The organism is Pedobacter sp. SYP-B3415 (assembly GCF_004138205.1).
Classification (GTDB): Bacteria; Bacteroidota; Bacteroidia; order Sphingobacteriales; family Sphingobacteriaceae; genus Pedobacter.
The window spans coordinates 56,865-70,561 of record NZ_RXNQ01000002.1; the positions used below are offsets into that span (position 1 = coordinate 56,865).

Sequence of the window (13,697 nt, forward strand, 5' to 3'; positions counted from 1 at the left end):
ACCAGTTACATTTTATAAGTATCTGACTACCAGTTGCTTGTGTAAATACACCCCATTTTTAAGTCGTAAAGCTGGGGAATTTAATCCCCAATAGCAAATACAGAATTACACGTTTGGGGAATATTTACATCAGACCGGAAGGTTGCCTTCCTGCGCAGTTACCTTAGTCAGAGCTACGCATAACCGCAAGGAATTCGTTTTTCATCTGCCCTGGTTCGTAACTGTAACTAAAACGGTCTGCAGCCAGGGTAATGATAGTGAGGCCATAATTCTCTGCCAGCAAATCGATGTCTGGTCCGGCCTCTACCGGGTGGAGAAAGGTAAAACGATACTGCCCGTCTATGCGAATCTTATGGTCATTATTTTTGCCGAAACTGATACGCATCTCGGCGCCGATGTTATTAAAAGGGAAACAGGCTTCATCACACGTGAATTTGATCGGACTACCGGTATACGTTTTACAGATAATCAACTGACCCGGCTCTATTGTCACAAGCATTGATGCGTTTGCATCAGTTACATGTTTTAGAAAATTCGTCGCCATCTCGATCAAAACCAGCCGCACATTCTTCAGAAACTTTTCGTTACCTACCTTGTGGTTTCGAAGCTTCTGAATCACATTGCTGCTCAGTTCGTATAACTTGTCTGCACTTTCGGGAACACCGAGCGGAATGTAAATAGGGAAGTGTTCACTCATTAAAATTCGGTCATGGCGTTTTCAGAAGAGTTCCTGATCATAAAAACCTTGTCAAGGCGTGTCAGTTCGAAGAGGTTCTGAATGTCGTCGTTCAGGTCTGTAAGCACCAGCTGGCCTTTCAGCGGCAGCAGATTTTTCAAAATGGCGACCAGCGCGCCGAGGAAACTGCTGTCAAGATAGGTTACGTTTTTGAATGAAATGATCAAACGTGTTTCGCCCCCATGTATCTCCTGAAAGACTTCTTCTTTAAATCCCTCGGCTTTAGACAGGTTTGCCTCCCTGTCTTGGATGGTGATTAACAGGACTTCGTTTATTTTTTCTTTTTTTAGGTTCATCTTATTTTCGTTTGATAATGATAATGCTGCAATCGTCTACCTGCGCCTGGTTTTTGTTGAATAGTTGGTCTTTTATCTTTTCGGCAGATGTACCACTGGTTTTCAGGTCGAGCAACTTTTGTTTAAACAGCTCGAGGTCAGATCTCTTATGGCCATCCATTTCGAAATCGATCATCCCGTCTGAGATCAGATAGAGCTCTTCATCGGGCTCAAGACGGATCTGCGTTTCGTCAAATGGAAACTGCTCTGTGAAACCAAGCAGGATACCTGAAGACTGAAAGCTCTGCAGCACCTGTTCATTTTTCTGAAATTTCAGCAGCGGCAGGTCACCGGCTCCGGCGTACGTTACCCGCCCCTCCTCATCATCTAAAAGTACGATGCTGACCGTTGAAAAAATGTCTTCCAGCAACTCATCGGCAAACAATACTTTGTTAAGTTTAGACAGGATATCTGCCAGTCCGTAGGTTTCGTTATAAACGCATAACCGGATGGCAGAACGGATATAACTCAAAAAGCTGAATGAGAAGAACCATGCGCCCCAGCGCTTTCCCATCACATCGCCGAGAATAACGAAGGTATACCGGTCGTTCACGCGGACAAAATCTATAAAATCGCCTCCCGGCTGGTCCTGATAAAACTTGCTGTAGTAATTGATGCTGAAATTACGAAGTTCGGGCGCTCTTCTCGGTATGTTCCTGAGATTCAACTTTTCAGCGATCTCCTTCAGCTCGCTCAACGATCGTTCATAGTGTTCACGAACGGCAAGCATTAGGTTATTGATCTTTGAAAGAATTCGCGCCGGCGGAATGTCTTTGGCCATGTAATCGATCGCTTTCAGGTCGAGCCCCTGCTGGATAAAATGCTCGTCATTGACTGAGGTCAGAAACAGGAAGGGTACATTTCTTAATTGTTTGTTCTGCAACAACCGTTTTCTGAAATCGAAACCGTTTTTGTCTGGCATCTCATAATCTGAAATGATCAGGTCAGGAATCCGGTCAGCAAGAATTTTTTCGGCCTCGTCTACAGACAGGGCTGTCGTACAACTATAGCCATGGTTGGTCAGCAGCCGCTCATACAGCTTGAGCTGAATAATATCGTCGTCTACCAGGAGGATATTCTTATCCATTTGATTTGGTGTTTATCAGTGACTTGATCATTATAAATATACCTGTGGCAACGATTACGAGGCTGATCAGGTCCATCAGCGTAAAACCATCGTCCGCAGTGAAATAAAAAATTGTAAACATCTCGAAATAGGGAGGGGCCGGCATGATGATCATGGCAAAACCCAGCGTGATCAGCAGGATACCGACGAGAAGCCTGAAAACGTTCAGCACCCGGGTATTGATTTTGATCTTTTTTGCCTCACGGGAGTCAAGATGGTGGCTCGTCAATAAAAACTCGAGCTGGTCAAGGTTATCAAGGTTGTCTCCGCCGAGTGCCGATATCTTCTGTATCTCCTTAACAAGATTCTTATTGTTTAATTTGGTTTCAAGGGCCTCATCCAACCTCGTTTTCAGTCTTTTTATATTGTCTGAATCGAGTTCGCTTTTTTCCAGCAGATGGATAAACTCATCCAGTTTACGGTTAACCGCCTGGTCGGCATCCTCCAGCTGCCGGAGTTTGTTTAAATCGTCTGAAAGTTTGTTTTTGTTCACCAAAATGTGCTAATTTCAGGTTTTTATCCGTTGCGTCTCATGCCGCTTTTATCCATCATTACCGTAAATTACAATCAACCCGAAGCTACACTTCAACTGCTGGATTCGATTGCCGCTTACCCGCCCGCCTGCAGTTATGAGGTGATCCTGGTAGATAACGGCAGCCGCCCGGAGAGTGCTGAACAATTTAAGTACTTAAACAAAGATATTCTTTTTATCCAATCAGAGAAGAATCTGGGCTTCGCAGGTGGTAATAATTTGGGAATCGCGCGGGCTTCCGGAGAATACCTGTTCCTGGTTAATAACGATACGGAATTTACGCCGCGGCTCGCCGATACGTTGATCGAAACACTCAGAAGACATCCCCGGGCAGGAATGGTGTCGCCAAAGATACTTTACCATGACGACAAGCATATGCTTCAATACGCCGGCTTCACGCCGATGAACTATTTTACCTGCCGAAATGCCTGTATCGGGCAGTTTGAGCGGGACATGGGGCAGTTTGATAGCATAGAAGCAGCAACAGGCTTTGTGCACGGCGCGGCAATGATGGTTACCCGTCAGGCAATAGAAGTGGCTGGCGTGATGGCAGAAAATTATTTTTTGTACTACGAGGAAATGGACTGGTGTGACCGCATCAGACGGGCGGGTTTTGACATCATGGTAAACACAAACGCCGTAATTTTTCATAAGGAATCTCTGGCCGTTGGTCGTAACAGTGCCCTGAAAGAATATTTTATGAACCGCAACCGGCTGCTTTTTATTCGGAGAAACGCAGACTGGTATCATCGCATCGTTTTCTGGACCTATTTTCTGACTTTTGTGGCTGCCAGGAACATGCTTACTTACATCAAAAATAAAAACCCTTCCTTTATAGGTGTTTTCTGGCGGGCCGTCTGGTGGAATTTTACAAACAAGCCCGACAGTTCCCGTCTCGGATTTTCTCTGAAATAACCTGATATGCAAATACTATTCTGGATCTCCCTGTTTTTAATTGTCTATACGTTTGTAGGTTATGGCTTGCTTCTTTACGTTTTGCTAAAGATAAAGCGCGCGGTATCCGGCCACAAGAAAGTTCCCGATGTGCCGTTCGGCGACTTGCCTGCCTGCACGCTCGTAGTTGCCGCGTACAATGAAGCACCGCTTCTTGAAGAAAAAATAGCCAATACGCTTCAGCTTCATTACCCGCCCGGAAAGCTCCGGTTTATTTTTGTTACAGACGGCTCGACAGATGGCAGTAATGAGGTTGTGAGCGCTTACCCCCAGATCAGACTCCTGCATCAATCTGCAAGAGCGGGTAAAATTGCTGCTGTTCATCGCGCCATGAAAGAAGTTGATACGGAGATTGTAGCCTTTACCGATGCCAATACCTTTTTGAATGCAGATGCGCTTGTCAATATCTGCCGTCACTATGCAGACAGGACGGTGGGGGCGGTGGCCGGGGAGAAGCGTGTAATGATGGAAGCAGAAGACGATGCCAGTGCAGCAGGTGAAGGTTTTTACTGGAAATACGAATCAAAATTGAAAGCCTGGGATTCTGAGTTGTACTCGGTCGTCGGAGCGGCCGGAGAATTATTCAGTGTTCGCCGGGAACTCTACGAGCCCGTTCCTCCCGACACCATACTTGACGACTTCATGATCTCGATGAACATCGCCGGCCAGGGCTACCGGATCATTTACGAGCCGGAAGCCTATGCTATGGAAAGAGCATCTGCAGACGTGGGTGAAGAACTGAAGCGCAAGATCAGAATTGCTGCGGGCGGCATCCAGTCTGTAGTCAGACTTAGCCGGCTTTTGCTGCCCTTCCGCTTCCCTGTATTAACTTTTCAGTACATCAGTCACCGGGTACTGCGCTGGACACTAACGCCCATACTTCTGCTGCTCGTCTTTGTCTTAAACACGGTGTTCATGATTCAAAGGACCGGCCTCCTTTACGATATAATCTTTGCCGGTCAGTTATTCTTTTATGGGCTTGCGCTTATGGGTTTTGTGCTTGAGCGGCGGCAGCTGAAGATAAAGATCGCATTTATTCCTTATTATTTTTGCATGATGAATTATGCCGTGCTGGCAGGTACCCTTCGTTACCTAAAAGGTAATCAAGCCGCAGCCTGGGAAAAGGCTAAACGGAAATAAAAAAGCGCGCCAACCGGCGCGCTCTTTAGCGGTTTTTATCTGTATATATTCCCGGTATTTCTATACCCGGCGCCGGCATTTACATACCAGTCGAGATAGGTTGTACCCCCCGATTTTGCCCAGTCGAGAAATCGAAGATAGGTGTCACTTATTGACTTCGTCTCTGCCGGATAACTAAATGCGTCAGCGAAGTTCAGGGCCCATGGCGAATTGTTTTTGTCCAGGTAGTACCTGCCGCTGGTTACAGAACTGTTGTCTGCCCCGGTCGTAAACAGGGCTTTGTCTGCTTTGTCTGTCGGTACATTGTTCGGCAGGTGAATTTCATATGCCCGTCTGCGGTTGCTGATCAAAAACGGGTTATATGGTGCGGTGCCAAGGGCCGTACTTGCTATTGGCGAGGCAAACCGCACGACCACACTGGCTATACTGCCCGTTGCTTTTGTTTTTGACGGGTCGGTGTTGACCTGCGGACTTCCGTCTGCATTCTTTAACAGGTTTTCATGGCTGTCAAACGGAATAATCACAGCACGCGCCTGTCCGGCTTCAACACCGTTCGCTGCTTGTGTAATATATCCGTTTTGCAGGCTTTGACCGGAAACACTGCTTACAGCATTGGCAGCAACCGGTAGCTGAACGCCAAAGCCATTTTTAAAGTCAGCACCTGCTGCTATGGGCTGAAAGTCACCGGTCATCTCCACAACATTGTTGCTTGCATTACTTACATATTTGTAACGATAGTTAACGACCAGGTCATTCACATCGTAATCTCCCTGATTAGGCCAGTTATCCTCAAAGGCAAGCGTTCCCCATGTATTTGCAGACGGATAGTAACTGGTGTATGCCCTCGATGCATCGTTCGGGAATTCGTCTAACGTGTCTTCTACACCATCGCCATCGCTGTCTACGCGTGTATCGATAAGTGATACGTTCGTGGTCGAAATTCCGGCAGTTGGTGTAGCCGATGCATAGACGACAAGGTCATTAAAATCGTTATCAGAGCTTGAGGTGCGGTTAGTATCTTCGAATCCGAACAAAAAGAGGCTGTGTTGATTATCGTACAACATAACCGAATGTTTGCGCAGCGCAGTTGTACTCTCAGGATTGAAGCGGCTGTCTGAATAGAATTTGGTATTCGTATATGAAACACCATTGCTGTTCGTCCAGGCATCCTGAATCAGGACAAGTGCGATTGTCGTTCCGGCGCTGAATTTGCCGAGACTGACTTTATTTCCTGTTCTTAGACCGCCGGACGAACCATAGGCCGAAGCATTTGGAAAGACATACGTAACCTTATCTATGGCGCCGGTAAGCGAAGACCCTGATGCGGCGGTAGGCGGGTTATTGGTAGGGTAACTATACCACGCCAGTGAATTTCTGTAGCTGGCACCTTCTGATACGAAAGTGATAAAGACCTCGGTATCATTCTGGGTAATGACAATGTTTGACTGAGCCGTGCTGGTCAGGTATTCCGGGTGTGTTTGTGTAAGCGGCAAACCTTCGGGCAGCGATGCATTGATGTAAGAAAGTAAGTTCGCATTTACAACATCTGAGGCGGCTGTCAGGTATTTCGGCCGTCCAAGACTAAAAGGATATTCTGATGTATTGACAATTGCATCGCCGGCGGTATTATAGGGTGAGGGATAAACGTAATCTGTACCGAAGATGCCCTGTGTACTCGGTCCGTTGCCTATTTTCTGCAAACCGGCGCGGGGCGATGCTGATGCGCTTAGCACGACATCTCCACTTAATCCGTTCGCACCGCCGACAACGATGTTCACCGACGACTTTCCCTTAACGACGGATCTCACTTCATCCAAAAGCCCGGTATATTTCGGAAGCACTGCGATTGTGTCCAGGTAAGAGGGTACATTGATAATGCCTTTTATAAAACCCGCACCATCACTGACGCCTTTGAGGAATGTTTTTTCAGGGCTTCCTGCTGCTACAACGGTAACAACTGCGCCAGCAATTGGCTGATTATTGTTACTCAGCAGCTGAATGCTGACATTGACCTGGTTTGTAGTAAGATAACTAAAAGAGGCAGGAATTCCGTTCCCTGTTTCTTCGGGTTCAGCTTCCGGTCCGCTGTCTTTTTTACAAGCGGAAACAAGGGCGAAAAATGCCAGAAGTAATCCGGGTAAAATTTTGAAGTTTTTCATAATACTGGTTGGTGGTGAGTGATTAAGGTAACATGGATTGATAAGCCGCAGGTGTTATCCTGAATCAATTACAGGGGCAGATAAATAGAAGTGGATCATGTTACAGCGAAGCAGATTTGGTGACTTCTGAATACGCAACATACCTTTGCGGCCTTTGTTTATGTGCAGATGTCACATAAACGTGTTACGATATTTTCCAGAACACCGGTGCTTCAGACGGTGTAAAGGCAAGGCTTGCCATGTAATTACGGCTGATCTTAAAGCTTTGGAGGGCATAGGTACCCTCCGGCATGGTGACCGTGCCCGGCAAACTGCAGATCCGGTTCATGTTTTCAATGATCCGCTGTCCCGAGGCTTTTAGGAGGGCTTCCTTACGTGTCCAGATTTCGTAAAAACGCAGTACCTTATCTCTGTGCCCGTTCATATAGATAAGCTCTGCGGGTGAAAAGCTATGTGACGAAATGCTTTCAAAATCAAATGAATGATTGATGAATTCAAGGTCTATGCCGACGCCGCTGCTGCCCAGGGCAATAAGAATCTGGTCTTCCGTATGGCTGATGCTAAACTTTACCTTATTCAATACCGCCCGCTTTCTGAGCGCTGAAGGCTCGAGGTTATATGACCGCAGTACCTCAGACAAAAGTGTGTTCAGATAATATTTGCTGACTATGTAGCGATCGCGCTCTTTCCTGTTAAATAGCCTGCTCACCTTTCCCAACTCGCGCTCAGACAAATAATCAGCGTAATTTCTTTTTATGTCCTTAAAATGAGCGCTTGATTTAATTGAAAAGATATTGATCTTATCTCTTGACAGATCCTGATCTGGCAGATACGGCTTCCATTTTATATCAAATGTATGTATCTCTTCAGAATTGTCCATTTTTATGTCTCTATTTGGGGATATTTGCTGTTAAAAATATGATTTTACCTGATTTATTCGGTATTATAAAAGCTGTTTTTGTCAAATACCGTGTTATTTTACGTGTTTACCGGCTTTAAGTGTCTAAAATGCCTGCTTGGTTGTTTCCTTATTCTGTTAATCACCGCCTCAAATGACTCGACGGGAGTTAATTCAGAATTTCCTTTAATAGTTATTTCAGATTTGTGTAAGCTGATTGAAATGTTCTGAATCAGGAAAAGAAGAATTCTTTGCGTAGCTTTATAATAAACGTTAACCAGGTGTATCATCTCCCTATTGTATTATTTATCTGGGTCAATATCCAATTGCCTGAATGGTGTGTTGTCCGGGTTTCTGCTTTCGACATGTTGGCATTGGTATGGCACATCTGCGGTTTACCGGCCGGAACCGGTTATTGCGCCTTAAGCATAGTCCGCAATTTTAAAATGAGCCCTCCAAATGCAAATACAATCTGTTATCTTGCAAATCAACACCATACTTTTCTGCGTCAGACGGACCTGCTAATTTTTCCGTGGGACTGCAGATTGAAACCTGCTGCATGAAAAGGATCCTCTCTACATACACAGCCGCTACACGTGCAGAAGAAATTGTTCAGGATATGGACCTGAGCGGTAAACGCTGCGTAGTTACGGGTGCCAGCTCCGGAATCGGCATTGAAACTGCCCGGGTGCTGGCTGCAGCCGGCGCCTCGGTTACACTGGCGGTACGTAATATCAGGGCAGGAAATACGGTGGCAGAGAGTATACGTATGCAGACGCGAAATCGTTCTGTACACGCGGCAGAAGTGGATCTGACCAGCCGGAAGTCTGTTCAGGGCTTTTGTAAGAAATGGAAAGGTCCGTTGCACATTTTGATAAATAATGCCGGTATCATGGCATTGCCACACCTGACACTTAGTCCCGAAGGTTGGGAAATGCAATTTGCAACCAATTATCTCGGTCACTTTGCACTTGCCTGGGGTCTACAGGAAGCCTTGGCCGATGCCGGGGCCGCGAGAATCGTAACAGTCAGCTCCAGTGCCAACCTTCTTTCGCCCGTGGTTTTCGATGACCTGCATTTTGCTTTCCGGCCGTATGATCCCTGGCTGGCCTATGCGCAATCGAAAACGGCTAACATCTTGTTTGCTGTGGCTTCATCGATCTGGTGGGAGGGGCTGGGCATCACCTCGAATGCATTGAACCCGGGAGCCATTGCAACCGGGCTGCAGAGACACGTGGGCGGGCAACTGAACACCCCGCCCGAACTCCAGAAGACGGTAGAGCAGGGGGCGGCTACATCCGTATTCCTTTCGGTGTCGCCACTTGTCGAAGGCATTGGCGGGCGGTATTTCGAAAATTGTAACGAGGCGATAACGGTAGCTCAACGGCCTGATAACTATATTGGTGTTGCCCCATATGCGCTCGATCAGCAGAACGCAATGCGACTGTGGGATGAAACACTTTACCTGCTAAAATAGTTATATGGTAAGACCAATGTAACTCTGCCATGCAAACCGCTCAAGAAAAAACTGTATCGTTTTCCAAATTTAGGCTGATTATCCTGCTTTTCATCGCACTTTTTATTGCCTCAACGGCCGCAATTCTTTTAACTGTTATATCTGACGCTGATCAGACACTGCGGCGGGATCCGGTTTTGCTGCGTACGGTCGCGGTGATTTTAATCATTGTATCGGGCATCGCGGCACTTATGATTTTCAGCAAACTTGTTGCGGGCCGGCCCGCACTTGTTATTACGCCCGAAGGCTTTTACAATTCTACGGGGGGGTTGCACTCAGGCTTTATCCATTGGAATACGGTTGAAAAAATTGAGCAGGTACGGTTGGCCGGGCAGGAATTCGTTGTCGTTTTCTTAACCGAACCGCTGGCTTACCTGACCCAGCAAACCACATCCTGGAAACGCCGCGTGCTGGGCTTAAAAAGTGCCGCTTTAGGATCTCCGGTCGTGCTGAGCGCGCAGGGTTTAGATTGTAGTCCGGCCCAGCTCAGGGAGCTCCTTCAAAATTATCACGCGGAGCGAACATAGAAGCTGTTTTCTTTTTTGCATTGTGCAACGAATTCCCGCAGGCAGGCCTTTTAGTACGCCGCATCATCGGTGTGTTTCCACGGTTGGCTATTGCTGAAATGGATTGTGATCCCAAATGTCGAACCGGTTTTCAAAACGGTAAAAGACAACTTTAAAGTAAGGCTCCGGATATTCCGGTGCAGACAGGCCGATTTCATAGGTGTCCTGTTCATTTGCCTCAGTTTTACGGGCACTGAATGACAGCGGCCGAACGCGTGCATCATCAACCACCTTCCGCACCAGGGGGTCCTTGATATTAGCAAGGTAGTATAACAGAGCCTCGCGCATTTGCTCAATCCCGGTATCTGATAAAGTGCTGTCGCCACCGTCAAACCCCAGCTTTAACGGCTTTTCTTTCATGAGCCTGCTTAGCCTACCGGCTGATACCACCCTGAGCGAAGCTACGAAAGGTTTTACTGAGACAGCTTCCGGATCGCCGGCCGGGACAAACCTTTTATCGTTCCACTGAACTGAGATTTTATCTCCCCGGTACAGTTGCGGCAGATCAACCTGGTTACAGATCATATCTAGCGTGTCGCGGCCGCGGATCAGAAACAGGAGGTCATCGTCGCCATTCTGGTCCAATGCCAAAAAGGTAAACTCATCCTGCTCAATTGCGCTCGCAATCTCAGGCTGAAGCGGTACTTCAGCCGGCGTATCGGGTTTTGCAGCAGCGCCATCATCATGCTTACCTGCTTGCCGGTGGCATGCCAGGCAGGTCAGCACACATATACAAAAGAGGAGAGCAGGGCGTTTATGTCGGAAAATCATTCAGGCTTAATTTGAGATCCAAAGATACGGAACTAATGATGTACTGAGCTTCCAGGTTTGATAGATTGCTCATCTTCTAAACAAAGCCGCTCAATCAACTTTAAAGCTTTTGATTTGCATGTCACTGAAAAGCTAAAGTCCTGCGTCTCTTTTTTCACTACAAACTTGCGACATTTGGATACACTCCGTCGGTGCCGTAACAAGACCTTTGGTATATCAAAATATCATTGTTATGGATCTTAAAAACAGTACAATACTCCTTACAGGTGGAACCAGCGGTATCGGTCTGGAATTGGTAAAACAATTAACCGCGCAGGGTGCCACCCTGATCGTTACGGGGCGCAGAGCAGATGCGCTTAACGATACAAAAAAAATGTTCCCTGAGATTCACATTTTTCAAAGTGATGTGAGTAAACCGGATGATATCAAACAACTTTACGAAAGGGTTACCCGGCAATTCCCGGATCTGAATATCCTGATCAATAACGCCGGCGAAATGCGACTGATCGATATGCGGGATAACGCCAATACCCTTGAGGATATCACTCGCGAGATCAATGTTAACCTATCCGGCACCATTCAAATGGTTCAGCAGTTCCTTCAGCATCTTTCGAAAAAGCGTTCTGCCGCTATAGTTAATGTGTCTTCGGCTATTGCCTTTATGGCTTATTCTTCAGCGCCGGTATACAGCGCATCAAAAGCCGGAGCGCACGCTTTTACAAAAGCTTTACGTCTGCAATTAAAGGATACCAGCGTTAAAGTATTGGAACTTATTCCGCCTGGCGTTAAAACGAATCTGCAAAACGATTGGATACTGCAGCCCAACCCCAGACAGATGATGGATGTAGACAAGCTAGTGAAAGTCGCGATTGAAGGATTGAAGGCCGATACAGCGGAGATCCAACCTGCGCTTGTGAAGGTCATTAAAGTACTGAGCCGCCTGATTCCAAATATTCTGATGAATTTCGGCCATAAAGAATTCGAAAAATTCAAGCAACTGAACAATAACAAATAAATTTTATAAGATAATGAGAAAGACAATATTAACAGCCGTGCTAATGGTGTTATCTGCGAGCGCGTTTGCACAAAAATTCCCGACAGACCAGATCGTTGGCATTTGGCAATGCCCTGACTACAAGATAGAATTTTTCAAAACTGGCGCAAAATATTCAGCCAAACTCCTATGGTCAAAAGACATGTTAGAGGCTGATGGTAGAACATCAAAAAAGGACAGCAGGAATCCGGATGAACGTCTGAGAAACCGACCGGTTCGGGGCCTGGTTTACATAACGGCATTGATCTATAAAGATGGTGAATATCTGGACGGTAAACTCTACAGCGTGCAGGATGGCAACACTTATAGCCTGAAGGGCAAACTTAATGGCATTAATGATCTGGAAACACGAGGCTATAAGGGCATACCTATGATGGGCAAAACATTCAAGTGGAAACGCGTTCAGTAAAGTCAACAAATAGCAGTATAAAACATTCCTTTTAGTACAGGTTGTTAAGGTTTGCTTTGCACGCCATGTTATACAGCCGGCAGGACTTTTTCTTTAACGGTGTGCCCATCGCTGTAATGGGCAAATCATTTAAACGCACATTTTAGAACTACTATGTTAAAAAATATCATTGCTGCAATCTTACTGATTGTATCGGTAACCCTTCATTTCAAACATGCCTGGGAAACCGCTCATTACCAAACCAACCCTGCATCGCTTAGAATGATGGCCGATTTGGGGATCGTCCAGGAACTCATACCGTTTCTTGTTGGCATCGCAATAACAATCGGTGTTCTTTTGTTGATTCCCAATACTTTTTTCCTGGGAAATATGCTCAACGCCGTCACCATTGTCGTAATCATTGGATTTTCATTACGAGCCGGCAATTATCGGATGGCGTTGATCGAAATCCCATTCCTGGCCATGCCGTTGATCATGATCTGGTTAAAATACCCTTTCAAAAAAAACTAAATTGCACTATGGCAAATTATAAACCGTACCGGATCAGTTCTATCACGGAAATTCACCGTTTAATGGAACTATCCAGGCCGCAACACCCGCTCATCAGCCTTGTCGACCTGAAAGGCTTTAGGAATCACCATGATATTGACGTGGTAGTACTGGATCTTTACGTTATATCCATGAAAAGAGGTTGCGACAACCTAATCTATGGACAACAGAAATATGATTTTGATGAAGGTTTAATGGGGTTTACGTCGCCTGGGCAAGTCCTCAGAGGAGAGAAGAGCGGAGTTCCACTTCATTTGGAGGGTTGGATGCTGTTTATTCACCCCGACTTTCTCTGGAATACAACGCTGGCAACGAAGATAAAGAGATATGACTATTTCGGCTATGCAACAAACGAAGCACTGTTCCTGTCCGATAAGGAAGAACTGGTTATAGACGATATTGTCAGGAACATCCGGAATGAGTATCATTCCAACATTGATAAGTTCAGCCAAAATATCATCATTTCGCACCTTGAAACCTTGCTGAATTATGCAGAGCGCTTTTACCAGCGACAGTTTATAACCCGTAAGGTAACCAATCACCAGATATTTAGTAAAGCGGAAGAGATTTTAACAGATTACCTTAATAATGAAGCTTTGCTTTCCCAGGGCTTACCCTCTGTACAATACATGGCCGACCGCTTAAATGTCTCAACCAAATACCTGAGTAGTTTGTTGAAGCAACTGGTCGGCCAAACCACCCAGCAACTAATCCACGAAAAATTAATCGACAAGGCCAAAGAAAAGCTTTCTACCACAGAATTTTCAGTAAGCGAGATTGCTTACCAACTCGGCTTTGAGCATTCACAGTCTTTTAATAAATTTTTTAAACAAAAGACCAGGCAAAGCCCCCTGGAATTCCGGCACGCCTTCAACTAAGCGCAGGATTTATCTTCATAAAAAGGCTGAAATGTAATGGCATCATGGGCAAGTCCGCTATATGAAACGACTTA

General features: G+C 46.0%; 15 protein-coding genes. 8 read left to right on the top strand and 7 right to left on the bottom strand.

Features of this window, described 5'->3' with window-relative positions; all coding sequences use genetic code 11:
• Positions 1 to 163: 163 nt before the first annotated feature.
• From EJV45_RS01200 to EJV45_RS01215, 4 genes are read right to left on the bottom strand one after another with little or no spacing between them, the layout of a single operon-like run.
• The gene (locus EJV45_RS01200; RefSeq protein ID WP_129713808.1) at positions 164 to 697 is read right to left on the bottom strand and encodes a hypothetical protein; all 534 of its coding nucleotides are present in this window, start codon (positions 695 to 697) and stop codon (positions 164 to 166) included.
• Complete coding sequence (locus EJV45_RS01205; protein ID WP_129713810.1) at positions 697 to 1,032, bottom strand: STAS domain-containing protein; 336 nt, start codon at positions 1,030 to 1,032, stop codon at positions 697 to 699. Before EJV45_RS01205 ends, EJV45_RS01200 begins: the two co-directional genes overlap by 1 nt.
• Position 1,033: 1 nt before the next feature.
• Entirely contained in the window at positions 1,034 to 2,158 is a 1,125-nt protein-coding gene (locus tag EJV45_RS01210; protein ID WP_129713812.1) for a fused response regulator/phosphatase, read from the bottom strand.
• Positions 2,151 to 2,690, bottom strand: a complete 540-nt coding sequence (locus EJV45_RS01215) for a hypothetical protein (protein WP_129713813.1) — start codon at positions 2,688 to 2,690, stop codon at positions 2,151 to 2,153. Before EJV45_RS01215 ends, EJV45_RS01210 begins: the two co-directional genes overlap by 8 nt.
• A gap of 39 nt (positions 2,691 to 2,729) precedes the next feature.
• On the opposite strand from EJV45_RS01215, the gene EJV45_RS01220 reads away from it, so the two are divergent.
• Positions 2,730 to 3,644, top strand: coding sequence for a glycosyltransferase family 2 protein (locus EJV45_RS01220; protein WP_129713815.1), 915 nt, complete (start codon positions 2,730 to 2,732; stop codon positions 3,642 to 3,644).
• A gap of 6 nt (positions 3,645 to 3,650) precedes the next feature.
• Entirely contained in the window at positions 3,651 to 4,823 is a 1,173-nt protein-coding gene (locus EJV45_RS01225; protein WP_129713816.1) for a glycosyltransferase family 2 protein, read from the top strand.
• A 35-nt stretch (positions 4,824 to 4,858) separates the two neighbouring features.
• Here the strand turns inward: EJV45_RS01225 and EJV45_RS01230 are convergent, their stop codons facing one another.
• Positions 4,859 to 6,982, bottom strand: a complete 2,124-nt coding sequence (locus EJV45_RS01230; RefSeq protein WP_129713818.1) for an LruC domain-containing protein — start codon at positions 6,980 to 6,982, stop codon at positions 4,859 to 4,861.
• 184 nt (positions 6,983 to 7,166) lie between these two features.
• Positions 7,167 to 7,862 (bottom strand): 4'-phosphopantetheinyl transferase superfamily protein, encoded by a 696-nt coding sequence (locus tag EJV45_RS01235; protein WP_129713820.1) that lies wholly within the window; start codon positions 7,860 to 7,862, stop codon positions 7,167 to 7,169.
• 577 nt (positions 7,863 to 8,439) lie between these two features.
• Between EJV45_RS01235 and EJV45_RS01240 the strand changes: the two genes are divergently transcribed.
• Positions 8,440 to 9,357 (top strand): SDR family NAD(P)-dependent oxidoreductase, encoded by a 918-nt coding sequence (locus EJV45_RS01240; protein ID WP_129713822.1) that lies wholly within the window; start codon positions 8,440 to 8,442, stop codon positions 9,355 to 9,357.
• A gap of 29 nt (positions 9,358 to 9,386) precedes the next feature.
• Positions 9,387 to 9,923 carry an STM3941 family protein gene (locus EJV45_RS01245; protein ID WP_129713823.1) on the top strand — a complete coding sequence of 179 codons (537 nt, stop codon included), beginning with the start codon at positions 9,387 to 9,389 and terminating at the stop codon, positions 9,921 to 9,923.
• Positions 9,924 to 10,010: 87 nt separating this feature from the next.
• Here EJV45_RS01245 and EJV45_RS01250 read toward each other — a convergent pair whose 3' ends face one another.
• Positions 10,011 to 10,733 carry a hypothetical protein gene (locus tag EJV45_RS01250; RefSeq protein WP_129713825.1) on the bottom strand — a complete coding sequence of 241 codons (723 nt, stop codon included), beginning with the start codon at positions 10,731 to 10,733 and terminating at the stop codon, positions 10,011 to 10,013.
• A 232-nt stretch (positions 10,734 to 10,965) separates the two neighbouring features.
• Here EJV45_RS01250 and EJV45_RS01255 point away from each other — a divergent pair, with 232 nt between their 5' ends.
• The 4 genes from EJV45_RS01255 (at position 10,966) to EJV45_RS01270 (ending at position 13,623) form a co-directional block, all read left to right on the top strand.
• Positions 10,966 to 11,748, top strand: a complete 783-nt coding sequence (locus tag EJV45_RS01255) for an SDR family oxidoreductase (protein WP_129713827.1) — start codon at positions 10,966 to 10,968, stop codon at positions 11,746 to 11,748.
• A gap of 13 nt (positions 11,749 to 11,761) precedes the next feature.
• On the top strand, positions 11,762 to 12,196 hold the full coding sequence (locus EJV45_RS01260; RefSeq protein WP_129713829.1) for a DUF2147 domain-containing protein: 435 nt from the start codon (positions 11,762 to 11,764) through the stop codon (positions 12,194 to 12,196).
• Positions 12,197 to 12,349: 153 nt separating this feature from the next.
• Positions 12,350 to 12,706 (top strand): hypothetical protein, encoded by a 357-nt coding sequence (locus EJV45_RS01265; protein WP_129713831.1) that lies wholly within the window; start codon positions 12,350 to 12,352, stop codon positions 12,704 to 12,706.
• An 8-nt stretch (positions 12,707 to 12,714) separates the two neighbouring features.
• Complete coding sequence (locus tag EJV45_RS01270) at positions 12,715 to 13,623, top strand: AraC family transcriptional regulator (RefSeq protein ID WP_129713832.1); 909 nt, start codon at positions 12,715 to 12,717, stop codon at positions 13,621 to 13,623.
• Positions 13,624 to 13,697 lie beyond the last annotated feature (74 nt).